Source organism: Solwaraspora sp. WMMB762 (genome assembly GCF_049179115.1).
GTDB lineage: Bacteria > Actinomycetota > Actinomycetes > Mycobacteriales > Micromonosporaceae > Micromonospora_E.
Window position 1 is genome coordinate 1,463,868 of record NZ_JBMHMD010000001.1, and the last position, 25,988, is coordinate 1,489,855.

The window sequence follows — 25,988 nt, forward strand, 5'->3', positions numbered from 1 at the left end:
GGGTCTATAACATCTTTTATTTGGAAATATCGGTTTAGATCAGCCATGTCGCCCGTGGGTACCGCCGATCGTGCGGCAGGCACCCGCCAAACGGCCGACAGCGCTGTCACGTCACCGACCGGAGAACCGTCCTGGCCAGTGAAAAGGCGCACAGTGACAGCAGATCGAGCGGCTCGCCATGGAGGTGCCGAGATGCCCGGACTGACGGTCTACCGGTCGAACGCCCTGATGTCGATCAGGTCGAGGTTCGACGGCACCCGGGACCTGGTGATGCCGGCCAACCTGGCCTACGCCGAGTCGATGGTCGGCATGTGGCACGCGGGCCTGCCCCAGGTCACCCTCGTGCCGTCGACCGCCACCGACGCCCAGGTCTGGCCGGTCATGTCGGCGGTGGGTACCCGGATTCACGACACCTCAGACGACAACTGCCCGATACACACCGGCTGGTCGTACGTCGGCGGAAACCACGGCTACAACATCGGCACCCAGATCGCGGTCACCAACCACGGCAAGACCACCGCCGACCTGGGCTCCCGGTGGACCGACGGAATCCGGATCTTCACCCTGCTCGGCGTGCCGAACGGCAACAGCCTGCTGTTCGGCAACCCGTACACGATCGTCGACGGCGTCGCCCAGGGAGTGCGGGTGCGGCCGGCGGCGGCGCTCACTCACGTCGCCGGGGCGACGAACCGGACCACGGTACCGATCACGGTGCTGACCCCGGACGTACAGATCCGCCCGGCCACCCACTCGCACACCGTGGTCGTCGACCTCGACGGCCGGCCACTGCCCGACGGCCGGTCCGTCGGTGACCAGCTACGGATCCGGGAGTCGTACATCATCCCCTCGTACCGGGGCATGATCGACACCGCCCAGGCCAACATCGGCACACCGCTCGCCACGATCATGACCCGGATCCCGCCGATGTGTCGGATCGACAACGACTACCGCTGGTCACCGGCGGGCCTGCTGGTCACCCAGCGGGTGACCGCCATGGACCGGTTCACCCTGAGTACCGGGGTCACCCAGTGCTCGGCGCTGACCGTCCCGGCGGGCGGCAGCCGCCGGCAGTTCATGCCGAACGTCGAAGTCGCCGGGACACTGAACTGGTCGACCTGGGCGCGGATCGACACGATCACCGCGATCACCGACATCACCCCGGCGAGCCTGCGGGACCCGACGATGCCGGCGGCCGGCATGACCCAGTGGGCGGTCAGCGGCGGCGGGGCCCAGCTGTGGGGAATCGCCGCCGGCCTGCTGCCGGTCGACGACGGACAGCCGGCGATCAGGGTGCGGTACACCACGGCGAAGAGCTGGTTCGTCTCGTCCAGTCTGAAGAAGAACTACCCACAGCTGGTGTGGGGCCGCGAGCTCTGGCCGGGGCAGACGGTCACCGGTACCGCGTACCGCCGCTATCTGGCACCGCCCTCGGCCGCCACCGAGCTGGTCGTCTCCGACGGCAGCCGCGACTTCGTGATCATCGAACGGGTGGGCACCGTCGCCGCCGCCCGGATGGCCGTGCCGGAGCTGTTCCACCGTCGGCTGGTCCCGGTCGGACCGACGAACCTCGCGGTCGCGGAGCGGATCGCGGCCGACGGCATCGCCTACCAGGTGCCGGTCTCCCCCGGGTACGGCATGTGGCGGGCGGACCCCGACCAGGCCAGCCCACAGCCGCTGCCCGGCGCCACCTCCGGGATCGGCAGCTACTTCCTGCCGCTGGCCGGTCCGACCGGGACCACCACCTGCACCGGCGCGTTCCAGCGGCTGCTGCTGCACCCGATGTACCTGGCGGAGGCCGTCCGGGTCGACCGGGTGTGTGTGGAGGTGACGGCGGCCGGCAGCGGCTGGCTACGCCACGGCGTGTACGCCCACGACCCGACGACCGGACGACCGGCGTCGCAGGGACCGATCGCCGACTTCGGCGCGCTCGGCGTGGCCACCGCCGGAATCCGGGAGTACGTGCTGGCCGCGCCGGTGACGCTGCCCGCCGGCTGGCACTGGTACGCGGTCGTGTGGCAGGGCTCCGCCACCACCCCGCCCACCCTGCGGACCAGTCAGGTCGGCGGTGCCACGGCGTTGAACATCGGCACCGGCCCGGCGGCGATGACCGGTGACCGGTTCGGCTACCAGATGTCCGGTGTGGCTGGTCTACTCGGACCGGTCACCGTCGCCGGCGTGCACCAGTTCCCGCCGCCGCGGATCGCCTACCGGCGGGCCTGATCACCGCGCCGGTACGCCGTAGATCCGCTTCATCTCCGCGTGCTTGGCGGCGACCGGAAGGTGCCCGATGCCCAGCGACTTGGCCTGCAGCCGGCGCAGGTACTCGTCGGTCGTGCGCAGCGGTCGGGCCGGCACCCCCGCCGCCACGGTGTTGTCCGGGATGTCGCGGGTGACGACCGAACCCGCGCCGATGACGCACCGGTTGCCGATGGTCACCCCGGCCAGGATCATCGATCGCATCCCGATGTAGACGTCGTCACCGATGACGATCGGAGCGGTCCAGTCCAGCTCGGGATGCTCCTTGCGGAGGATCAGGGTGCCCCCGTCGTGGGTGACGAACTGCACCTCGGAGGTGATGTAGACGTTGTCGCCGATCGTGATCAGCCACGGCTCCGAGCCGAACATCGCCCGGTTCACGCCGTAGAACCGCACCCGACCGGTCAGGTTGACCCCCAACGATCTGACGAACGCCTCAGGGTCACGGCTGGCCGCCAGATGGTCCCGCACCCGCCGGACGATGGTACGAAGACGACTGGACACACCCAGTCCAACGAGCCTGGCGCGGCACCGGTTACGGCGGGTCACCGGCAGAAGTGGCGGGCGTGGTCGAGGACGTTGAGTTCGCGGACCTGCCGCCGCCAGAGCCGGTACCGCCGCCCCGCCGTCACCTTCGCCGCCGCCCGCTCACCCGCCGACCGGACAGCCAGTTCGTTCACCACCTCGGCCAGCGCCGACACGGCCATCGGCCGGACCACCGCCCCGCCGGCGCTGGAAATCAACTCGCTGAACGGGGTCCGGTCGGAACAGACGACCGGGCAGCCGGCCGCCAGGCTCTCCAGGATGACGTGTCCGAAGTTCTCGCCCAGGGTCGGGAACAGGAATGCGTCGTACCGGGCGAAGGTTGACAGCACCTCGTCGGCCGGCAGCTCGCCGTGGTACCGCACCCGGACATGGCCGGGCATCGTCGCGATGAGCTGGCCGCAGCGCGCCCAGTACGGCTCGTCCTCGTCGGGCCCGAAGATGTCGAAGTCGACCGGCCGGGTCGCCCGGGCCACCGCTGCCAGCGCCGTGACCAGGTTCTTCATCGGTGAGATCCGGCCGATGAAGACCAGCCGCAACGGACCGTCGTGCGCCACGACCGGCGGCGGCGGACGGTCCGGGATCGGGCACTCGTTGCCGTTGACCATCACCCGGGCCCAGGGCAGGGCCGACGTGATCTGGTCCGCCTCCAGTTGGCTGCACGCCTGCCACCGCACGCCGAGGTGCCGCAGCACCGGTGCCCACACCGCCAGGAAGAGCCGCTTCTTGCCGCCTTTGATGGCCAGGGCGGCCGGGGCCAGTTCGCCGCGCGGGGCGATCATGATCGCCGGTACCCGCAGCAGTCGCAGGGCCACCGCCAGGATCGGGACCACCGAGAACATCGACCACAGGCTGTTGACGTAGAGCAGATCGACCGGCCGCGACCGGACCTGCCGCAGCAGCCGCAGCCACTGCCGGGGGCGCACCGGGTCGAGATAGAACACCGCGGACCGGGCGTCGCGGTGGACCAGTTCGCCGGACAGCCCCGGGTACCGGTCGGTCGCGTACAGGTCCCGGTCCCGGGTGACCAGGGTCACGTCGAGGTCGTCGGGCAGGGTGTCCAGGATGAAGCGCAGCGACCGGATCGGGCCGCCGCCACGGAATCCCGGCTCGAACACCGCGGCGGTGGCGAGGATCCGGAACGTGGTGGTCGCCGCGTCGGCGGTGTTCTGCCGGGTCGCCGGCCCGCCGGCGGCGGGCCGGACCGGGGTCGTCGTTTCACGCACTGTCGGCTCGGCCTTCGATTCGTCCGGCTGCCGCGCTCAGCGACGCAGCCCGGCCCACTCGTGGTGGCGCCGCACGGTGGACAGGATGAAGTCGACGACCCGCCGTGAGGTGTCGGGCACCTGGTAGTCCGCCGGGCAGGGCACCCCGGCCGAGGCGACCTGCTCGACGGTCGCCCGGACCGCTTCCACCACGCCGGCCGGGTCCAGCCCGGTCATGATGATGCCGCCGGCGTCCAACGCCTCCGGCCGTTCGATCGACTCCCGCAACGTCACCGCTGGAAAGCCCAGGATCGCCGCTTCCTCGCTGATCGTGCCGCTGTCGGACAACGTGCAACGGGCGGCGCACTGCAGGCGTACGTAGTCGAACAGCCCGAACGGCTCGTGGAAGGTGATCCGGTCGAGGCTGGTCGGGTCGGTGGCCAGCGCCTCCAGCCGTTTGCGGGTACGCGGATGGGTGGAGACCAGCACCGGCAGCGCCCACTCGTCGCGTACCGCCCGCAGACAGTCGAGCAGCCGGTGCAGCCGGTCCGGCCGGTCGACGTTCTCCTCACGGTGGGCACTGACCACGAAGTACCCGCCGGCGGTCAGCCCGAGCTGGTCGAGCACGGTGGACCGGGCGATGTCCTGCCGGTAGTGCTCCAGCACCTCGCGCATCGGGGAGCCGGTGTGCAGGATGCGCCGCGGATGCAGTCCTTCGGCGATCAGGTTGCGGCGGGCGTGCTCGCTGTAGACGAGATTGAAGTCGGAGACGTGGTCGACCAGCCGTCGGTTGGTCTCCTCCGGCACGTTCAGGTCGAAGCACCGGTTGCCGGCCTCCATGTGGTAGACCGGCACCCGCATCCGGCGGGCCATCAGGGCGGCGATGGCGCTGTTGGTGTCCCCGAGCACCAGCAGGGCGTCCGGCCGGCAGTCGTCGACAGCTGCCTCGATACCGACCAGCACGCCGCCGAGCACCCGGCCGAGCGAGGTGGTGTCCACCCCCAACGACCGGTCCGGCGGGCGCAGCCGCAGTTCGGTGAAGAAGACCTCGGAGAGGAACGGATCCCAGTTCTGCCCGGTGTGTACCAGGACATGGTCGACGGTACGGTCCAGTCGGTCCATCACCCGGGACAGCCGGATGATCTCCGGCCGGGTGCCGACGACCGTCATCACGCGGGTCATGACCGACTCCATTCACTGCCGACTCGGGGCGCACACCTACTACCAGCACAAAAACGGGCAATCTCCGCATACCATAGCGGAATATCGAGGCAACGGTGACGGCCCGGCCGAATCCGAACCCTGGCGCCCTGGCCCGTTCGTACTGTCGTCCACCGGACAGCAGAACCTGTTGGTCAGAGCGGACCGCCGCTCTCCCAGTTGTTGTCCGACAACCGTCGGGCACATCGAGAGGAGCAGCGGACCATGAGATCCGAATCCGTACGCGGCACCTTGAGCCGCGTACTCGCCGCGCTGATCGTCGCGGCGACGGCGGCCACTCTCGCCGGTGGGGCGACGACCCCGGCGGCGGCCCACCCGGGCCCGCCCTCGGCCGTCTTCGACCCCGACGAGGTGGGCTGGGCGTCGGTACGGGACATGACCCCGGCCGACTTCCAGGTGCGGTTCGACGAGTACGCCGCCGCCGGTTACCTGGTCGTCGACCTGGATGTGGACGTGGCCGACGACGGACGGCGCATCGGCGCCGCCTTCCAACGCAACCTCGACGGGCGGGGCTGGCTGGTACGCACCAGGCTGACCAAGGCCGAGTTCGACACCGAGTTCGTCAAGGCGGCGGACGACGGGATGCGGCTGGTCGACTTCGAGACCTACGTCGAGGGCAGTGCCCGCTACTACGCCGCCGCCTGGGTGCGCAACGTGGAGGGCTACGGCTGGTCGATGAAGTACAACCTGACCGCCGCCGAGTTCACCGCGTACTACACGGAGCAACGACGCACCCGGCTGCCGGTCGACGTCGACATCTACCCGACCGGTGCCGGCACCAGGTATGCGCTCGTCTGGGTGGACAACGCCGAGAACCTGGACTGGCGGCTGCTCGGCGGCATCACCCGCACCGAGTACCAGGACGCGGTCGACGCCTACCAGATCGTCTACCGGTCGTTGGTGGTCGACTCGGCGCTCACCACGGTGGGCCAGCGGTACGCCGGCATCTGGGTGGAGAACACCAACCACCGCCGCTGGCGGGTACGTAGCGATCTGACCCGGCAGGAGTACGTCAACTGGTGGCACCGGTACGCCGACGAGGGATACCGGGTGATCAACTTCGAGCGGTACGAGACCGCCAAGGGCACCCGGTACGCCGGGGTCTGGCGGCAGAACTCCGACCGGCCGGGCTGGAAGCTGCGCCGGTCGGTGGACAACCTGGTCCAGGGCGAGGCGAACAGTCTCAACATGCCGGGCATCGCCGTGGCGGTGATGCAGGACGGTGAGTTCCGCTACCTGCGCGGGTTCGGGCACGCCAACGTCGACGACGACGTGTGGCTGGACTCCGGGCACGTGCTGCGGATCGCGTCGGTGTCCAAGGGGATCGGCGGGGTGCTCACCATGCGGGCGGTCGAGGACGGGCAGATCGACCCGGCCGACGACGTCCGCGATCACATCCCCGGGCTGCCCACCCACCACGCGTACACAGTGGAGCAGGTGGCCAGCAACCGGGCCTGTGTGCGGCACTACGCGGGCACGGAGGCCGCCGACGGCGCCGACCCGGCCGACGTCGCGCAGTGGCAGGCCGAGGACACCGATCTCAGCACCACCTGGTACGCCAACGCCACCGCGGCCGCGGCCGAGTTCTGGGACTCCGACCTGGTCTGCTCGATCGGTGACGGGCACTACAGCACTCACGGCTACACCATCCTGGGCGCGGCGTTGGAGGGCGCGACCGGCACCCCGGTGGCGGAGCTGACCGAGTCGGAGTTGACCGCCGCGTTCGGCCTGGGCACCCTGCGGCCCGAGGACCTGTCGGACACCTCGGTGCGGCGCAGCACCTTCTACGACGGCGCCAACGACGAGTACGGCGGCGACGAGGTGAGCTGGAAGGTCCTCGGCGGCGGGATGGAGTCCTCGATCGCCGACCTGGCCCGGTTCGGCGACAAGCTGATCGACGGCGAGATCGTCGGCCCGGACTCGCTCGACGCCATGTGGGTCGACACCGGGTGGAGCTACGCGTACGGGTGGTCGATCAGCACCGAGGACGGACACCGACGGATCGGCAAGAACGGCGGCGCCGACGGGTCCACCGCGTACCTGCAGATGTACCCGGACGACGGGATCGTCGTGGCGGTGCTGATGAACCGGGCCGACGGGGTCGCCGGCGAGAACCGGGCCGAGGAGCTGGGTTCCGAGATTGGCACGCTGGTGCTGAACACGCTGCCCTGACCGGTGCCGGATCCCCGGTCCGCGAGATGCCCGAGCGGCGTCCGGCGGGCCGGGGATCCGGCGTCGCCGCCGGTACGCCGAGCGGCCGGTGACCGGCGACTTTCCCTCGATCAACGTTTAGGGTAGCCTCACCTAACATGATCGCGACGGCGTTGCACGGCGACGACCTGGTGCTCGGATACCAGCGCACCACGGTCGTCCACGGCGTGTCCGTCGCCATCCACCCCGGCGTGGTGACCGCCCTGATCGGCCCCAACGGCAGTGGCAAGTCCACCGTGCTGCGCTCGCTCGCCCGACTGCACCGGGCGTCGTCCGGCCGGATCCTGCTCGGCCGCGAAAACGGCGACCTCGAGGACGCGGCACCGCTGTCCGCCCGCGACTTCGCCCGCCGGGTGACCCTGCTGTCCCAGTCCCGACCGCACCCGTCCGGCCTGCGGGTCCGCGACGTCGTCGCCTTCGGGCGCCACCCGCACCGGCGCCGGTTCAGCCCGCTCACCGACAACGACCAGGCGATGGTCGACCACGCCATGGAGCTGACCGGGACCACGCCGATGGCCCATCGCGCGGTCGACCAGCTCTCCGGCGGTGAGCTGCAACGGGTGTGGTTGGCCGCCTGCCTCGCCCAGGACACCGGCGTGCTGCTGCTCGACGAGCCGACCAACCATCTCGACCTGCGCTACCAGGTCGAGATCCTCGACCTGGTCCGTGACCTCGCGGACCGGCACCAGACGGCGCTCGGCGTCGTCCTGCACGACCTGAACCAGGCCGCCGGCGTGGCCGACCAGATCGTGCTGCTGAGCCAGGGCCGGGTGCGGGCCGCCGGCGCGGCGGCCGAGGTACTGACCACGGAACACCTGTCCGAGGTCTACGGGTTGCCGATCGACACCACCGTGGACCCGACCACCGGTCTGGTGCGGGTCGAGCCCCGAGGGCGACACCACCGGCGCCGCTGAGCGCCCGGTCAACCAACGAGTGAGGAATCTGATGAGAACCCGATCGATGACGGCTGCCCTCGCCGCCGTCCTGTTGATCCCGTCGGCGCTGGCCGCCTGCGGCACCAGCGATCCGCAGACCGCAGACGAGACGCCCACGGCCAACGCCTCCGGTGAATGCGCCGACGACACCACCGTGACCTCTACCGGACCGGTGGAGGTCACCGACGCGCTCGGGCGCACCGTGACGTTGGACGCGCCGGCGCAGCGGGTGGCCGTACTGGAGTGGCAGCAGATCGAGGACGTCCTCACCCTGTGCCTGACCCCGGTGGCGGTGGCCGACCCGGACGGCTACCGCACCTGGGACACCGCCGAGGAGCTGCCGGACGGCGTCGCCGACGTCGGCCTGCGCGGCGAGCCCAACCTCGACGCGCTGTTCGCCGCCGATCCGGACCTGGTGATCGTCGAGGCCACCGCCGAGGACGACCCGGTCATCGCGCAGCTCGCCGAGTACGACGTCCCGGTGCTGGCCACCCGGGGGGCGGATGCCGCCGACCCGGTCCAGAACATGCTGGACACCTTCGCGATGATCGCCGAGACCCTCGGCCGCTCCGAGCGGGCCGACCTCGTCGCCGACGAGTTCCAGGCCAGCCTGGACGAGGCGAAGCAGCAGATCGCCGGTGCTGAGCTCACGAGCACCGAGTTCGTCTACTTCGACGGCTGGGTCCAGGGCGGCAACGTCGCCATCCGGCCGTTCGGCCAGGGATCGCTGGTCGGTGAACTCGGCGAGGCGATCGGCCTGACGAACGCCTGGACCGGCGAGGTCGACCCGGCGTACGGCCTGGGCCAGACCGACATCGAGGGGATGACCACCGTCGGCGACGCCACCCTGTTGTACACCGGCACCACCGACCCCGCCGGCAGCGTCCTGACCGAGCTGGAAAAGAACGAGATCTGGGCGTCGCTGCCGGCGGTCGAGCAGGGGCGGGCGTACGCCTTCCCGGCCGGCATCTGGACCTTCGGCGGCCCCCGCTCGTCGCAGCAGGTGCTCGACGCCTACGTCGACGTCCTGGCCAGCTGACCATCGTGAACGACGGTCCACGGGTGCCCACGGGGATCCGTCCGACGCCGGGCGCCGCCGCCACCCGACCGGTGGCGGCGTCCGGTGTGGACCGCCGGGCCGTGGTCGGCGGGTTGGGCACCCTGCTGTCGCTCGGGGTGGCCCTGGTGGTCGCCGCCGGCTGGCACCTGACCCAGGGCACCTCGGGGGTGGGGCTCGCCGACCTGCTCGCGGCGGCGGGCGGCGGGGAGACGGGCGCCGACGAGGCGGTCCGGGAGATCCTGCTCGGCTCCCGGCTCCCGCGGCTGGCGGCCGGGATCGCGGTCGGCTTCGCCCTCGGCGTCGCCGGCGCGCTGTTCCAGTCGCTGGCCCGCAACACACTCGCCTCACCGGACACCCTCGCGGTGACCGCGGGGGCGTACTTCGCCGTCAGTGCGGTCGCGGCGTTCGGCCTCGGTGTGCCGCTCTGGGCGTCGGGCGTCGTCGCCTTCGTCGGCGGGCTGCTGGCCGCCGGTCTTGTTCTGGGTCTCGCCGGCGGCGCGGGCAGCTCGACGACTCGTCTCGTCCTGGCCGGCTCCGTCGTCGCGATGGCGTTGCAGTCGGCCACGGCCGCGGTGCTGATCGGCTTCCAGCAGGAAACGACCGGGCTGTTCGCCTGGGGCAGCGGATCGCTGAGCCAGCTCGGGCTGACCGCCTTCGGGCAGGCCGCGCCGGTCGTGGTCGGCGCCACGGCGGTGGCCGGGCTGCTGGCCCGCCGACTCGATCTGCTGGGTCTCGGCGACGACACGGCCGGGGCGCTGGGCGTACCCGTCCGGGCGACCCGGGCGGTCGGGACGGTGCTCGCGGTGCTGCTCACCGCGGCGGCGGTGACCCTGGCCGGCCCGATCGGGTTCGTCGGTCTCTGCGCGCCGGCGGTGACCCGGATGTCGGCACGGTTCGTACCGGCGCTGCACCGGCACGCCGTACTGGTGCCGGCGGCGGGTCTGGTCGGCGCGCTGACGGTCGTCCTGGCCGACGGGGTGATCCGCGCCCTGCTCGGCGCGGACCGGGCCGGCCGGGTGCCGACCGGGGTGGCCACCACCCTGGTCGGTGCCGTCCTGCTCATCGTGCTGGCCCGCCGGGTACGCGACTCCGGCCCGACCCGGCAACCGCCGGGCAGCCGGATGGGGCCCCGGAGTCGCCGCCGGTACTGGACGGTCCTGGCGGTCGTCGGCGCGACCGCCGCCGGCGCCGGGCTGCTCGGCCTGCTCGCCGGCAACACCTGGCTGCTCACCGGCGACATCGCGCTCTGGCTGTCCGGTGAGGGACCGCCCGTCATCCGCTTCGCGCTGGACGAACGGGCACCACGGGTGGCGGCGGCGCTGGCCGCCGGGGGTGCCCTCGCGTTGTCCGGCTCCCTGGTCCAGGCGACCTGCCGCAATCCGCTCGCCGAGCCGGGAATTCTCGGCATCACCGGTGGTGCCGGGCTGGCCGCGGTGATCGTGGTAACCGGCGGCGTCGGCGGCAACGCGACGATGATCGCCGCCGCCACCGGCGGCGCACTGGCCGCCTTCGGTCTGGTCTACTCCGTGGCCTGGCGAGGCGGGCTGCACACCGACCGGCTGGTCCTGATCGGTGTCGGGGTCTGGTACGCGGCGACCGCCCTGACGACCTATCTGCTGGTGCGGTCGAATCCGTGGGACACGCCGAAGATCTACACGTGGCTGTCCGGCACGACGTACGGCCGCAACTGGACCCAGGTGGTCCCGGTGGTGGTCGCCCTGCTGGTGGCGCTGCCGGTCGCCCTGGCCGCCCGCCGGGAACTGGACCTGATCGCCGTCGACGAGGACACGCCCCGGATCGTCGGTGTCGGTCTGGAACGGATCCGTCTCCTGGTGCTGGCGGTCGCCGCCGTGCTGGCCGCGTTGAGCGTGACCGCGATCGGCGTCGTCGGTTTCGTCGGGTTGGTCGCTCCGCACGCCGCACGGGCGCTCGTCGGCGGCCGGCACGCCCGGATCATCCCGGTCGCGGTGCTGCTCGGTGCGGTCCTGCTCGGACTGGCCGACACCGTGGGCCGCACCGTGGTCGCGCCGGCCCAGCTGCCGGCGGGACTGGCGGTGGCACTGATCGGTGCCCCGTACTTCGTCTACCTTCTGGCCCGGTCCCGAACCTGATCCCGGCGGCCCCCGAACAGGTTCAGCCGACACTGTGGTCACTGCTGGTGACCCTACGCCCTTCCACATCTTCTGTCGACACTGGCAAAAGTCTGGGATGAACCACCGAAAGATGTAGACACCTCGATCCCAAGTCCGCTAGCCTCCAGATCACCGAGGCATTCGGTTAGGTAACCAAACAGTTTGGCTGCCCCGACCGGACGCCGTCGGGCGGGCACGGCACCCGCCCGACGGCGACAATCTCGCCGGGGCCGTGGCACCCCCCGGAAACACTGGACGCATCCGATCGGCGCGGCGGCGCGCGCCTCCACCTCCCGTCGCCCTACTCACCCCTGGCCCGCCAGGGCAGTCGTCACCTGTCGGACCCGCCCAACGTTTCCCGTCACCTACCTACCCGCACACCCGGTATCACCACCGCACCCGCCCGGCGTCGGCCGCCTGCCCCGGGTGCCGGTGAAGCGTGGCCGCACCCGTACCCCCACTGGTGCAGTTTCCGCGCGCCCGGATCACCCCGGCCGGTGGCCGACCATGCACCGAGTCCGTCCGAAACGGACCGGTCTGTGATGAAAGGTACGCTGAGATGGCAGTCAACCCTGACCAACACGGCGGAGCTGTCCGCCCGAGCAGACCGCCGACCAGGCCGAGACGATCGCTGACCGCGCTGGCGGCCGTGCTCGCCATGGTCCTCACCAGTACCTTGGCCGCGGCGCCGGTCAACGCCCGCCCGACCCACGGCGGTCCACCGGAGTACCGGGCCGCCCAGGTGCTGACCTGGACCGCCGGCAACGACGTCACTGCGTACACCTCGGCGCCGACCACCGCCGAGCCCGGCCCGGCGACGCTGGTCTTCGAGAACAGCGCAGCGACCGGCAACACCAGCGGCATGCAGCACACGCTCACCTTCGAGACCGGTGACCCGACCTACAACCAGGACGTGAACGTCAACATCCTGGCCGACCCGTACGACGCCAACGGCGGCCTGTGGACCGTCGACGTGGTGCTCACCCCGGGGACGTACCGGTACTTCTGCGCCATCCCCGGCCACGGTCTGATGAACGGGCTACTGGTGGTCAGCGACGACAACACCGAAGACACCACCGCACCCCAGGTGACCGCGGCACTGTCCGGGCCGCGCGACGACGACGGGGCCTACCTCGGTGCCGCCACCGTCACCCTCACCGCCACCGACGACATGTCCGGTGTCGACACCATCGAGCACTCCCTCGACGGCGGCGAGTTCAGCGAGTACACCGCCCCGGTCACCGTCAACGAGCCGGGCCAGCACACGGTGGCCTACCGGGCGACCGACATCGCCGGCAACACCTCGGACCCGCAGTCGGTCACCTTCACCGTCGCCCCGCCACCGGACCCGGACACCACCGCACCCACGGTGACCGCGTCCGTGTCCGGCGCGCAGAGCGAGGACGGTTCCTACCTCGACACCGCAACGGTGACCGTCACCGCGGCCGACGACGACTCCGGGGTCGCCAGTGTCGAGTACTCCCTCGACAGCGGCGCCTACACCGACTACACCGCCCCGGTCACGGTGAACAGCCCGGGTACGCACACGGTCAGCTACCGCGCCACCGACGAAGCCGGCAACACCTCCGACCCCGGATCGGTCACCTTCACCGTGGTCGCCGGCGGCGGCGATCCGCAGTGCCCGGTGCTGGACACCCGCCCGACGGTCTGGCTGGGCACCCGCAACAGCGGGGTGACCAACCGGCAGGTGGGTCCTGGCTGCACCATCAACAACCTGATCGCCAGCGAACGGATCTGGCGTAACCACAACGAGTTCATGCAGCACGTCCGCGCCGTGGTCAAGAACCTGCGCGAGCAGGGCGTCATCAGCCAGGCCGAACGGGTCACCCTGATCGACACGGCCAAGCTGTCCGCGGTCGGCAAGTCCGACGCACACACCGGCTACCAGTCGATCCTCAACCGGTCGGGCGCGTCGTTCGATCAGTGGGAGCAGGTCGGCGCGGGCGGGTTCACCCGCAACGCCGACGGTTCGGTCACCAGCCGGCCGGTAGCCGGACTCGGCCTGCTCTGGTTCCCGATCCGCACCTACGGCGACTTCTCGATGAAGCTGCAGTGGCGCGACGACGCACCGGGTGACGCCCGGGCCAACAGCGGCGTCTTCGTCCGGTTCCCCGCCGTGCACCAGCATCCCCAGGAGCCCCGGCCGGAGTGGGTGGCCATCAAGTACGGCCACGAGGTGCAGATCTTCGACAGCCCGGACGGCGACCGCTACAAGACCGGTTCGGTGTACGGGTTCGACGGCGTCGACGTCGACGGGGCCCGGGTCACCCCGAAGGGCACCTGGAACGACTACGAGATCCGGGTGGTCGGGCAGCACTACTCGATCTTCCGCAACGGGGAGCTGGTCAACGAGTTCGTCAACACCCCCGACCTGGTGTTCGACCCGCCCCGGGCCGACGACCCGGGCGGCGCCGGGCGGCAGCGCGCCGAAGGCTACCTCGGCCTGCAGGTGCACGGCGCCGACGACATCGTCAGCTTCCGCAACGTCCGGATCGCACCGCTGACGCCGTGAGCGGACCGGGACCCCGACGGACACCCCACACCCGGCCGGCGATGACCGGCCCGACGAACAGGAACGGGCGTTGAACGAAACGACAGAGTTGAGCACCGAACCGATCGACGAACCGGCCAGACCGGGCGGCCCGCTCGGCAACGGCGTGGGCCGGGCCCTGGTGGTCCTGGCGGTCCTGGCGGTCACCTTCGCCAGCGCGGGTGCCGCGTATGCCGTCAACCACCGCGCCACCGACCAGGTCGCCGCGGTCGAACCGGCCGACGGCGTGGTACCCGAAGGCTGTGTGGCACCCGACCGGGAACTGCAGCTGTACGCCGTGGAGCTGCCCCGCGACCCGGTGACCAACCAGATCCGGCTGGGCTACGGCCTGACCCCGCAGACCGCCTCCTACCCGGGCCCGACGATGGAGATGATCGAAGGCGAGTGCCTGGCGATCACCCTGCACAACCAGGTGACCGCCGAGACGCTGGGGCAGCTGCGGACCGATCCGGAGCACCCGCTGGGCGTCTCGTTGCACGCGCACGGGGTGAAGTACACCCAGGACTCCGACGGAACCGTACACAGCGGCTCCTATGTCGGGCCGGGTGAGTCGCGGACCTACACCTGGTACGCGAAGCCGCGCAGCTCCCGGACCGGATCGCCGGGCACCGCCGGCTACTGGTGGTACCACGACCACGTGGTCGGCGGCCCGCACGGCACTCAGGGCATCGGCTCGGGCCTGTTCGGCGGCCTGGTGGTACGCCGGCAGGGCGACCCCCGGCCGGACCGGACCTACGTGACCGTCTTCGGCGACCGCCAGTCGATCAACCTGCGCCGAGGGGCCGCGACCGACGACTGCGACCTCGACAACCCGGTGCCCGGCCCGGCCTGCTTCGTCGCGAAGGTCGGCGAGCGGGTCGAGTTCATCGTGGTCGGCACCGGCGACGACATGCACACCTGGCACGTTCACGGCCACTCCTGGGCGGACACCCGCACCGGCGTGGTCGCTGGCGACAACAAGGCGATCGTCGACTCCATCCCGGTGATCGACAACAAGACCCTCGGTCCCGGCGATTCGTTCGGCGTGACCATCATCGCCGGCGACTCGGTCGGACCGGGCCACTGGATGCTGCACTGCCACATGCAGTTCCACTCCGACCTGGGCATGGCCACCACTCTGCACGTCCTCGACGAGAACGGACAGATGCCACCCGGCGGTCACCAGCACCGGGCGGTGCTCGCCCAGTCGGGTGTCGACGTCGGCGGCGGGCCGGCCGCCGACGTCCAGGCCGGTGCCGGACACGACGGCCACCAGAACTGACCCCAGCCACCCCACCCCGGCGCACCCCGCGCCGGCCGCCCTAAGGAGCAGGAATGGCCGACAGACGCCATTTCAGATTCCCCCGACTGCGCCACCGATCAGCCGCCGCAGCCGCGGCCGTCACCCTGCTGGCCGGTCTGCTGACCGCGCCGGTCTCCCCCGCCCAGGCCGACCCCACGCCACCCACCTGGGGCAACCGGGTCGTCAACGTGCTGGTCTTCCACGGCCCCGAGGCCGAACAGGCCGACCCGGTCCGCCGGGCCACCAACGTCATCCGACGGCTCGGCAACGAGCACGGCTTCTACGTGCACTCGTCCGACGATCCGAGCGTGTTCAACCCCGACAACCTGGCCCGCTACCGCAGCGTGGTCTTCCTCTCCACCGCCGGTGTCACCCTCGACGACGCGCAGGAGGCGGCGTTCCAGGCGTACGTCAAGGGCGGCGGCGGCTTCGTCGGCGTGCACGACGCGGCGTACGCCCAACCCGGATCGGAATGGTTCACCGGCCTGCTCGGCACCCGGCCGGCACCGACCCTGCCACCGGCGGAGACGGTGGTCGAGGCGAGCGCCAGCGGCAACAACCCGCCGAACGAGACCGCCAGCCACGCGTTCGACCGCGCCACCGGCACCAAGTGGCTGACCCGCTCCCCGACCGGCTGGTTGGCCGGTGAGCTGGCCGAGCCGACCGTGGTCAACCGGTACGCGCTGACCTCGGCCAACGACTTCGCCGGCCGGGATCCCCGGGACTGGACGCTGCAGGGCTCCAACGACGGCGAGACCTGGACCGACCTGGACCGCCGGACCGGGCAGAGCTTCCCGCAGCGGTTCCTCACCCGGCAGTTCGCGTTCGACAACGCCGAGGCGTACCGGCACTACCGGCTGGACATCACGGCGAACAGCGGCGAGCCGCTGACCCAGCTCGCCGAGCTCTGGCTGATCGGCGCCGACGCCGGTGCGGCCCCGGAGACCCAGGTCCAGCAGGCGAAGGTCGACGTCACCGACCGGAACCACCCGGCGACCCGCGACCTGCCGGTGCACTGGACCCGCGACGACCAGTGGATCAGCTGGGATCCGAGCCCGGTGGGCCGGGTGCACGTCGTGGCCCAGGTCGACGAGACCAGCTACGACGCGGGGCTCAGCGGCAACGGTCCGTTCCACCCGGTCGCCTGGTGCCACGACTACGACGGTGGCCGGTCGTTCTACACCGGGATGGGCCGCACCGAGGCGAGCTGGGCCAAGGACCTGCGGTTCCGCGACCACATCCTCGGCGCGATCCGGTGGACCGCCGGCACGGTACGCGGTGACTGCCAGGCGACGATCGCCGCCAACTACCGGGTCGAGCGGCTCACCGGCGCCAACCAGCAGGGCGAGATGGACCAGATCGGCGAACCGCACGGGCTGACCATCGCGCCGGACGGCACGGTCTTCTACATCGGCCGCGCCGCCTGCGCCTCCGGGGCGATCCCCGACTGGTCCAACCCGGACATCGGCAAGGGCTGCGGCACCATCCACCAGTGGGATCCGCAGACCCGGGAGGTGAAGCTGCTCACCACCCTGGAGGTGATGGGCAACCGGGGCAGCGGCAGCGAGCTGGTCAAGAGCGAGGAGGGTCTGCTGGGCATGACCCTGGACCCGGCGTTCGCCGACAACGGCTGGTTCTACGTCTACTGGATGCCGCACGAGTCGATCGACCGGGAGAACCGGATCGGTCAGCGGACCGTGTCCCGGTTCACCTACGACCACGACACCGCCAGCATCGACCAGGCCACCCGGAAAGACCTGCTCAGCTGGGACACCCAGATCCACAGCTGCTGCCACGCCGGCGGCGGGATGACCTTCGACGACGCGGGCAACCTGTACGTCAGCACCGGTGACGCCAACTCGTCCGGCGGCTCCAGCGGCTACTCCGGCAACAACTGGACCCAGGAGTACGCCGGCACGTCGTTCCAGGACGCCCGCCGTACCGCCGGCAACACCAACAACCTCAACGGCAAGATCCTGCGGATCACGCCGGAGCCGGACGGCACGTACCGCATCCCGGACGGCAACCTGTTCACCGGTGACGAGGAAGGGGGCGGCAAGACCCGCCCGGAGATCTACGTGATGGGGGTACGCAACCCGTCGCGGATCGCCTGGGACCCGGTCAACGACTGGCTGACCGCCGCCTGGGTCGGCCCGGACGCCACCAACCCGGACCCGGAGCTGGGTCCGGCGAAGTACGAGCACGCCACGATCATCACCTCCGCCGGTAACCAGGGCTGGCCGTACTGCATGGGTAACCGGCAGCCGTACCGGGACCGCAGCAACACCGACGCGTCGGTGCTGACCGGCTGGTACGACTGCGACAACCCGCGCAACACCTCGCCGCGCAACACCGGCCTGGTGGAGCTGCCGCCGGTACGGGACAACATGATCTGGTACTCGCCGCAGGGCGGCGGTCCGGTCTTCCCGACCCGCACCGACGGCAGCGGGCTGCCGACCTACGAGCCGGGCGAGGAGACCTTCACCCGACCGTACCTGCGCGGCGGCGGCCAGGCCGTGATGAACGGCCCGACGTACCACCGCTCGCAGGTCGACACCGACAGTGGCGTCGCCTGGCCGGCGTACTGGGACGGCAAGTGGTTCATCGGTGACCAGTCCAACTCCGGCAACCGGGTGGCGGTCACCGTCGACCCGGCGGTGGTGCCCGACCATGGTGCCCCCGCCTACGCGGAGGATCTGCGGGCGATCATCCCCGGCGGTGGCGGCGGCGCCCAGCTGCAGTCCTGGATGGACGCCAAGTTCGGCCCGGACGGCGCGCTCTACCTGCTGGACTACGGCGGCGGCTTCTTCACCCTGCACGGCAACCAGAAGCTGATCCGAATCGTCTACGACGGCGGCGCGCCGACCCCGGGACCGGAGTACGCCTCGGCCCGGGTCCCGGACCCGAGCGACCCGCGCACGGTCACCTTCTCCAGCCACCGGGTCGGCGGGGTGGCCTGGGAGTGGACCTTCGGTGAGGGCAACCGGGTGTCGCACCTGCCGCACCCGACCCACACCTACCGTAAGCACGGGCGGTTCGAGGCGACGGTGAAGGTGACCTACGCCGACGGCGAGGTGGCCGAGCACACCGTCGTGGTCGACACCGGCTGCGACGCACCGGACGCCCGGAAGACGGTCTGGCTGCTGGACACCGACACCGGCGTACCGAATCACGACGCCGGTGCCGGGTGCACGGTCAACGACCTGATCGACGACGAGCGGCAGTGGCCGAACCAGGGCTCGTTCGTCAGCCACCTGGACGAGGTGCTGGCGCAGCTCACCGACGCCGAGGTGCTCGACGAGCAGGAGGCGGCGACGCTGCGCACCGCCGGCGCAGACTCCCCCGTCGGCCGGACAGCCGGCTACCGGACGTTGTTCGACGGCACCAGCTATTCGCTGTCCGGCTGGCGGCAGGCCCCCGGCGGCACGTTCCGGCTGCTACCGGACGGGTCGATCAGCAGCTCCGGCGGGCTGGGCATGCTCTGGTACGGCGAGGAGGAGTTCGCCGACTACTCGCTGCGGCTGCGGTTCAAGGACGTCTCGCCGGGTGACACCCGGGCCAACAGCGGGGTGTTCGTCCGGTTCCCGGATCCACGGGTGCCGGTGGACGAGCGTCCGGAGGGCAGCTGCGGCACGGTCGGCTCCGCCCGCAGTTCCCAGGCCTGGGTGGCGATCTTCTGCGGCCACGAGATCCAGCTCTACGACGGGGCAACCGGGGAACCGCAGAAGACCGGGTCGATCTACAACTTCCAGCCCAACGACCTGGAGCAGGCGCTGCCCGCGCCGAAGGGCGAGTGGAACGACTACGAGATCCGGGTGGTCGGGCAGCACTACACGATCATCCGTAACGGGGTGACGATCAGCGAGTTCGACAACGTGCCGGGCAAGCAGTCGTCCCGGGCCGGTGATCCGCCCACCGATCTGCGCCAGTTCGTCAGCGGATTCATCGGTTTGCAGAACCACGGTAACAGCGACGTGATGGAGTTCCGCGACGTACGACTGCGGGCGCTCTGACCGGTGACGTGCCGGGCCCGGACGCATCGTCCGGGCCCGGCACGTCAGGCCGTCCGGGCCCGGCACGTCAGGCCGTCCGGCCGCCGACCTTCGCCCAGAGTTCGGTGACGACGACCTGCCGCAACGACGGCACCAGCACCGGGTAGCCCGACCAGACCAGGCCGATCGCGACGCACGAGGCGGCCGTGTGGAGCAGTCCGTCACCGGCCAGCGCCCAACCGACGAGGGCCGCCACCGCCACCGCCGGGGCCAGCAGCGACAGTAGCCGGACCAGTTGGCGGAGCAGGTGCAGCGACAACGCCGAGCCGACCAGCATCACGAGGCTGGCGACCGTCGCGGCGACACCGATGGTGACCGGACCCCAGTAGCGCCACATGACGAGGTTGACCACGGCGGCGGCGCCGAACGCCAGCCCGTTGACCACCGCCACCCGCCGGTTCCTGCCCCGGGCGTTGAGCACCTTCACGAAGGTGTACCCGAGCACGTGCGCCCAGATGCCGAGGGCGAAGCCGAGCAGCATGACCGACGTCACGTCCACCGCCCGGTCGTCGAACGCGCCACGAGCGTACAGCAGCGAGGTGATGCCGCGGGCGTTCACCGTCAACGCGACGGACAGCGGGATCGTCACCAGCAGCACCGGGGCGATCAGCCGCTCCAGCCCGGCGACGACCTCGTCGTCGCGCATCCGGGCGAAGGCGGCGAGGCTGGCCAGGCCGAGCGGGGCGGCGATCAATGCCATCAGCGAGTCGACGACGAACCGGGAGTACTCGGTCGCGGCGACCACCTCGATGCCGAGCAGCGAACCCACCGCCCGCTCGACGGCGATCGACCCCTGCAGCAGCACCGGAAGCAGCAGCAACGGGCGGAGCCGACGCCAGAACATGGTCAACGCCACCTCGTACTGCGCCCGCGACGTGGGCGGCAGCGACCCGTCACCGCCGTCGGCCCGCAGGTAACCCCTGCGCCGGACCCAGTACGCCCCCCAGAGGAAGAGCACCACGTACGGCACGGTGAAACCCCAGGCGAGCAGGACCACGTCACCGGTGAAATAGGCGAGCAGCGTCGCGCCGATCAGGCCGACGCTCTGCACGCCGGCGCGCAGGTTGACCAGGCTGACGTCGTCGCGGGCCAGGGCGACCAGTATGTACAGCGCGTACTGCACGTAGAACGGCACCGAGAACGCCGCGATGGTCAGCATCGCGACGGCAAGCGTGGCGGCGGCGTCGTCGAGTCCCGGCCCGAGCAGTGCGATCCACAGCTCTCGCAGCAGCAGCAACGCGACGACCAGCAGCACCGAAAGCCCGCCGAGGATCGTCCGGACCGCCCGGTAGAGCGCCAACGCCAGCGCCGGGCTGTCCTGCCGGTAGCGCACGTAGAGCGGCAGGAATCCGGCGGACAGCGCGTCCGCGGTGAAGAAGTTGACCGGCACCATGGTCGCGGTCTGCGCGACCCGGTTCGCCCCGACCGCCCGGCCGGCACCGAACAGCGCCGCCAGCAGCACCTCGCGGACGATGCCGAGGAGCTTCCCCGCGATACCACCAAGTACGAGACGAAGAAAGGTGCTAGCCACGGCCCGTCGCCAGCCCGGTCACACCAGCTCCCGGTAGAGTGATTCGAGCTTTGCGGTCTGCCTGCTCAGGTCGAAGCGGTCCTCGATCAATGTCCGTCCGCCGGTACCGAGCCGCTGGCACAGGTCCGGATCACCGAGCAGCGCGACCAGACGATCAGCGAGCGCGGCGGGATCGCGCTCCGGCACCAGGTAGCCGGTGACGCCGTCGACGACGGCCTCAGGGATGCCGCCGTGTCGGGTGCCGACAACGGGTCGACCGGTGGCGGCGGCTTCCAACAGCGCCATGCCGAGCCCTTCCTGGTCTCCGTTGGCCGCCGTCACGCTCGGCAGGCACAGCACTCGAGACTGCGCCACCGTGGCCAGTACCTCGGCGTGTGGACGGGCTCCGAGGAACCGCACCGTCTCCGCTACGCCCAGCTCAGTGGCGAGCGCACCCAAGGGCCCACGCAACGGGCCGTCGCCAATGATGACGAGTTCTGCCGCCGGCACGGCTCGGCGCACGACGGCGAAGGCGCGCAGCAGGTCAGCGGTGCCCTTCTTCTCGACCAGCCGGGCAACGTGCACGATCCGGGGTGTCTCCGGCAGCGGCACCGGGGTGACGACCTCGGTGTCCACCCCGATCGGAAGCATCAGGGTCCGCTCAGCCGGGTAGCCCCACTCGATCGCGCACCGCTGGATGTGCCCGGATACGCAGATGAACTTCACACCGGTGTCGAACAGTGAGTCCCGCCGGGCCACATAGTTGATCCAGGACGGCTTCCGCGATGCCAGGAGTTGCTTCTTGGTGACGGTCACGTCGAAACCGTGCAGGGTCGTCACCAGCGGCACTCCGAGCGTGCGGGCCGTCGGGACGAGGTAGACGCCCTCGACGCCGAAGTGTGCGTGCAGAATCCGCACGCCCCGGTCACTGATTTCCTTGACCATCCGGTCGGAGCGGCGGGTCAGCAGGTACGAAAACGTCGCCGCCCGGCCGTGGGTGGCGAGACTGACGACGTCAGCGCCGGCCGGCGCCCGCAGCGCCGGGTCCCGACCGACGAAGACCGGATGGTACGTGCGCATCGCCAGCGCCTGCGCCTGGATGAACGTCTCGGACGGCTGGAACAGCTGGTGGCGCACTATCCCCACGCTCGGTCTGCCGGACACGTCGGACCTCCTCGGGAAGCGGATGGGCCAAAAAGCACAGGAGCAGGGCGATCACCGGGATCGTATGGATGTCGCCGAAGACGTCGGTGTTCTCCCCCATCGCCTGGATGCAGACCCAGGCAACGGCCGCACCGGTCCAGGCGACGAACATCGCGTTGCGTGGAGAGCCACCGGCCGCTGCGCGGGCGACAAGCCGGAACTCGGCGACGAGGAACCCGATCGTCGCGGCAAGACCCAGCAGGCCGGTGGACGCCCAGGCCGCCAGCAGGATGTTGTGCGGTGGGAAGGTGTCGTCGTAGATGTCGTTGCGGCGCGCGTAGTCGGCGAAGCCTTCGAACCAGCCACCCCAGCCGAGCCCCAGCACCGGGCCGTCCCGGAACGCCTCGACGGCGTACCCCCAGATATCGGTCCGCTGGCCGAACGCCGTCCGGACCGCGCCGAGAAATCCGCCGCCGTCACCGAGGGTCACCACCAGCACGGCCGGCACCGCCGTGGCGCCCACCGCGACCAGCAGAAGGCGGCGGGCCCGGGCGGTCATCCGGGTCTGCCAGTAGTACGCGACGACCACGGCCAGCGGCAGCACCACCGCGAGCACCCGGCCCGCCTTGGAGCCGGTGAACCAGACGCCCAGATAGGCGACGAGCCCGCAGATCAGCACGATCCGCTGCCGGGTAACCGACCAGATGGCGAACGCCGCCATCGCGCAGACGCCGAGAAACAGCCCGGCGACGTTGCCGTTGACGAACACGCCACCGGCCTTCGCCGGGTCGAGAACGTTGTTCCGGTTCACGTCGAACAGCCCGGCGACGGTGTTCTGCCCGGCGAAGTATCCCGCGACCCAGCGGAGGTAGGCGTCCTCCACATCGGGGAAGAGCTGAAAGACCGCGACCACGCCGGACTGCGCGACGACGAACGGCCACAGCAGGTAGTGGGCCCGGTAGAGCAGCCACGGATCCTCCCGAGCCGCGTTGTCCATCAGCACCAGCGTGACCAGGAACTGCACCAGCAGCATGGTCGGCAGCCGCCCGTCCCCCGGATCCGGCGACCAGGCGAACGCCGCCAACCGGGCCAGCAGCAGCACGAGCAGGCTGCGCACCAGGGCGGTGCGCAACAGTCGGCTACCGGGGGTGCGGCACGCCCGGGCGGCGACGACCGGCGCCAGCGCCAGGGCGGCGACCGTCGACAACGGGATGTCGATCGTGCCGGCCGGCAGGAGATACAGCTGCGGTACCGCGAGCGCGAAGACGATCATGACGCCGGTCCGTTGCGGTACCTGCGCCGCAGCGGCCACGATCCGGTTGCGCATTTTCGGGCCTCGATCGGGGGTCGGAGGAGCCGGTGAATTCGGTCATCCGGCGGCGGTCCGCCGGGCGGTGAGCAGCGCGGCCAGCAGCTGACGCAGCAGCTGACCACGCTCGCCCCAGCCGTGCCGCCCGGCGCTGTCGATCCGTTCGGCGATCACCTCGTCGGTGACCGGGGTCAGCAACCGGCCCAGATGTTCGGTGAATTCGTCGTCCCCGGCGGTGACGACGTGCGGGTTCGACTCCGCCACCCGGCGCACCGATGGCAGCGCGGTGCTGAGCACCGCGAGGCCGGACGACAGGTACTCGAAGCACTTCAACGGGCTGACGCCGACGGTGTACTCGTTCAGCGCGTACGGGACCAGGCCGACCGCGCAGCTGCCGGCCACCTCGGCGAGCTGCGACGGAGTGAGCAGACCGACGTGGCGGGCGCCCACCCGTTCGAGCCGGCGCAGCTCGGCGGTGAAGCTGCCGCCACCAGCGGCGAGTGGGCCGGCCAGGATCAGCTCACCACCCAACTCTCCGACGGTGGCGCCGACCCGCTCCAGCAGCGCGACGTCGAGCTTGGCGGTGGTGAGGTTGCCGGAAAAGATCACCGCCGGTCGACGCTCGACCGCCGGACGGCTGCCCAGCTGGAACACCGTGGTGTCCGCGACGTTCTCCAACAGCTCGATCCGGGAGAAACCGGACGACGCCAGGTGTTCGCGTACCGCGTCACTGGTCGCGATCGCCACCACGCCGGGCCGGGCGGCGAGGTCGCGCTCGCCGTTGGCCACGGCCACCGGGTCGACGCCGGGGAACCTGGCCAGCAGGTCGACACAGTGGTAGACGACCACGTCCGCCGCATCCTCAAGCCCGTAGGTCACCGGGGCGAACGTCCACAGCACCCGGGGCCGGTCACCGGTGAGCCAGTCCGCCGTCGCCCGGCGCAGGACGGCCCGGTTCAGTCGTCGCGTCGGTGCCCGGTGCACCGGTACCACCAGCGGCGAGACGATCGTGGTGTTCGCCGGCCTCACTCTGGCCGGCTGGCGAGGCACCGGACCGGCCGACGCGCCGAAGGCCCGCCGGGCGCGGCCGAACATCCGGGCGATGTCGTCGGGGCGCAGCGTCGGTCGACGTAGACCGAGCGATTCCACGAAGGTGACCCGCGCACCGACCGCCAACTCCCGGGTGACGTAGTGCTGATTGGTGGCGACGGCCGAATCCCATTCGGCCGTACCCAGGATCAGCACGCTGACCGCAGATTCTCTCGCACCGCCCGGTGTACTCAGCATCGCCCATCCCAACGAGTCCGCCGGGCAGAGGAATCGACAGTTGCCCGACCCACGGTCGGCCTTCGTCGCACCACGGCCCGCCGACTGCGACAATCGCGCCATGGGTGACAGCGATGAGAGCGTCGACCGCGCCTCGGCGAGCGCGGACTTCCTGGAGTGGAGCTTCTCGCTGAAAGGAGAGAGTTCCCCGTGGTCGGTGGAGCAGAGCATGACCCAGTTGCTCGCCCACGAGAGCGCCGAAGGGATCGGCCTGCCACTCGCCGACGCCGTACAGGACGACGCCGCGGTCATTCACGAACTGGGCCGGCGGCGGACCCCGACGGCGGTCGCCGCGCTACGCGGTTTCCAGGCGATGAGCACCATCGACACTCAACGGGAACTCGCCCGGCTCAACGCCGACCGGCTCGTCGGGCACGGGCTGCCGGAACCGCCCTGGGCCGGCACCATCGGCCGGGTCGACGTCGACTGCTGCCGGTGGACGCACGACCCGTACGGCGAGACGGCGGTACTGCTCTGCGGCTTCTCCTACGGCGGCGCCGACGAACACGGCATCCTCACCGTGATCGACCAGGCGATCGGCGGTGGACGGATCCGGGAGATCCTGCTCGGCACCCGGGTCGACTCGCTACGGCAGTTGCTCGACCGGACACACGGGGGCGAGGACGGTTTCGTGACCGAACCGCTCGATCCGGCACTGGCCCGACGACTGCTCGAGGACGCCGTCGCCACGTCGGACGAACTCATGGAGAACCCGGAATACAAGCTGCGGCCGATGCCCGACGCGTACCGGAAGATGCGGGCGTTGACGCTGGCCCGGGCCCGCGCGCTCAGTGACGTCGCGGCCCCGCCGGAGCCGTTTCCGACCACCGTGGAGATCGAGCTGCTGAAGCGGGCGTTCCTGGCTTCCGAGGCGGCTGCCGGGTTCCCGACCGACGGCACCGCCAGCCGCGCGGTCGACCTGCTCGTCGAGCAGTTCGTCGAGCAGGCCGCCTGCCATCCACTGCAGCTGGGTCCACGCCGGGTGCTCGCCGTACTCGGCCTGCCGGCGCTCGCCGCCGAAGCCGGTGCCGACCCGGTGGCCGGACCGGTCCTGCCCGACGTCGCCGCGGCCTGGGTCGGCTGGACCGCCACCGAGCGCGGGTTGAGCCCCGACGCACGCGAGCGACTCGCGCGTACGGCGGACCAGGCCTGTGCTCAGCTGCGGTCGGCGATCGCCGGTGGCGACCCGCCGGTCTGACCGCCGATACGCCCGCACCGGCGGGTCGTTGAC

Annotated in this window: 16 protein-coding genes; 9 read left to right on the forward strand and 7 right to left on the reverse strand. The window is 70.9% G+C overall.

Translation table 11 applies throughout. The features are described from left to right. The first annotated feature begins 192 nt into the window (after positions 1 to 192). Positions 193 to 2,220 (forward strand): hypothetical protein, encoded by a 2,028-nt coding sequence (locus ACN27J_RS06595; RefSeq protein ID WP_421364528.1) that lies wholly within the window; start codon positions 193 to 195, stop codon positions 2,218 to 2,220. Here ACN27J_RS06595 and ACN27J_RS06600 read toward each other — a convergent pair whose 3' ends face one another. The 3 genes from ACN27J_RS06600 to wecB form a co-directional block, all read right to left on the reverse strand. After that, complete coding sequence (locus ACN27J_RS06600) at positions 2,221 to 2,727, reverse strand: acyltransferase (protein ID WP_421364530.1); 507 nt, start codon at positions 2,725 to 2,727, stop codon at positions 2,221 to 2,223. It abuts the gene before it with no gap. A gap of 74 nt (positions 2,728 to 2,801) precedes the next feature. Beyond that, the gene (locus tag ACN27J_RS06605; protein WP_421364532.1) at positions 2,802 to 4,025 is read right to left on the reverse strand and encodes a glycosyltransferase family 4 protein; all 1,224 of its coding nucleotides are present in this window, start codon (positions 4,023 to 4,025) and stop codon (positions 2,802 to 2,804) included. Positions 4,026 to 4,061: 36 nt separating this feature from the next. Then, complete coding sequence (gene wecB, locus ACN27J_RS06610) at positions 4,062 to 5,186, reverse strand: non-hydrolyzing UDP-N-acetylglucosamine 2-epimerase (RefSeq protein ID WP_421364534.1); 1,125 nt, start codon at positions 5,184 to 5,186, stop codon at positions 4,062 to 4,064. 243 nt (positions 5,187 to 5,429) lie between these two features. Between wecB and ACN27J_RS06615 the strand changes: the two genes are divergently transcribed. The 7 genes from ACN27J_RS06615 (at position 5,430) to ACN27J_RS06645 (ending at position 19,430) form a co-directional block, all read left to right on the forward strand. After that, a complete protein-coding gene (locus ACN27J_RS06615; RefSeq protein WP_421364536.1) occupies positions 5,430 to 7,397 on the forward strand; it encodes a serine hydrolase in 1,968 nt (655 codons plus the stop codon). Positions 7,398 to 7,534: 137 nt separating this feature from the next. Beyond that, entirely contained in the window at positions 7,535 to 8,350 is an 816-nt protein-coding gene (locus ACN27J_RS06620; RefSeq protein WP_421364538.1) for an ABC transporter ATP-binding protein, read from the forward strand. Between the two features lie 31 nt (positions 8,351 to 8,381). Further along, complete coding sequence (locus ACN27J_RS06625; protein ID WP_421364540.1) at positions 8,382 to 9,410, forward strand: ABC transporter substrate-binding protein; 1,029 nt, start codon at positions 8,382 to 8,384, stop codon at positions 9,408 to 9,410. A gap of 23 nt (positions 9,411 to 9,433) precedes the next feature. After that, positions 9,434 to 11,542: an iron ABC transporter permease gene (locus ACN27J_RS06630; RefSeq protein ID WP_421364542.1), complete on the forward strand. Its 2,109-nt coding sequence runs from the start codon at positions 9,434 to 9,436 to the stop codon at positions 11,540 to 11,542. 580 nt (positions 11,543 to 12,122) lie between these two features. Then, positions 12,123 to 14,096 (forward strand): OmpL47-type beta-barrel domain-containing protein, encoded by a 1,974-nt coding sequence (locus ACN27J_RS06635; RefSeq protein WP_421364543.1) that lies wholly within the window; start codon positions 12,123 to 12,125, stop codon positions 14,094 to 14,096. Between the two features lie 70 nt (positions 14,097 to 14,166). Further along, positions 14,167 to 15,396 carry a multicopper oxidase domain-containing protein gene (locus ACN27J_RS06640; RefSeq protein ID WP_421364544.1) on the forward strand — a complete coding sequence of 410 codons (1,230 nt, stop codon included), beginning with the start codon at positions 14,167 to 14,169 and terminating at the stop codon, positions 15,394 to 15,396. A gap of 53 nt (positions 15,397 to 15,449) precedes the next feature. Next, positions 15,450 to 19,430 (forward strand): ThuA domain-containing protein, encoded by a 3,981-nt coding sequence (locus ACN27J_RS06645; protein ID WP_421364545.1) that lies wholly within the window; start codon positions 15,450 to 15,452, stop codon positions 19,428 to 19,430. Positions 19,431 to 19,497: 67 nt separating this feature from the next. Here the strand turns inward: ACN27J_RS06645 and ACN27J_RS06650 are convergent, their stop codons facing one another. From ACN27J_RS06650 to ACN27J_RS06665, 4 genes are read right to left on the reverse strand one after another with little or no spacing between them, the layout of a single operon-like run. Beyond that, positions 19,498 to 21,000 carry a lipid II flippase MurJ gene (locus ACN27J_RS06650; protein WP_421364546.1) on the reverse strand — a complete coding sequence of 501 codons (1,503 nt, stop codon included), beginning with the start codon at positions 20,998 to 21,000 and terminating at the stop codon, positions 19,498 to 19,500. Positions 21,001 to 21,018: 18 nt separating this feature from the next. After that, a complete protein-coding gene (locus ACN27J_RS06655) occupies positions 21,019 to 22,059 on the reverse strand; it encodes a glycosyltransferase (RefSeq protein ID WP_421364547.1) in 1,041 nt (346 codons plus the stop codon). Next, positions 21,995 to 23,449: an O-antigen ligase family protein gene (locus ACN27J_RS06660; protein WP_421364549.1), complete on the reverse strand. Its 1,455-nt coding sequence runs from the start codon at positions 23,447 to 23,449 to the stop codon at positions 21,995 to 21,997. Before ACN27J_RS06660 ends, ACN27J_RS06655 begins: the two co-directional genes overlap by 65 nt. Before the next feature lie 42 nt (positions 23,450 to 23,491). After that, entirely contained in the window at positions 23,492 to 24,718 is a 1,227-nt protein-coding gene (locus tag ACN27J_RS06665; protein WP_421364551.1) for a glycosyl transferase family 1, read from the reverse strand. A 100-nt stretch (positions 24,719 to 24,818) separates the two neighbouring features. Here ACN27J_RS06665 and ACN27J_RS06670 point away from each other — a divergent pair, with 100 nt between their 5' ends. Continuing rightward, on the forward strand, positions 24,819 to 25,955 hold the full coding sequence (locus ACN27J_RS06670; RefSeq protein WP_421364553.1) for a hypothetical protein: 1,137 nt from the start codon (positions 24,819 to 24,821) through the stop codon (positions 25,953 to 25,955). The last annotated feature ends 33 nt before the right edge of the window (positions 25,956 to 25,988 follow it).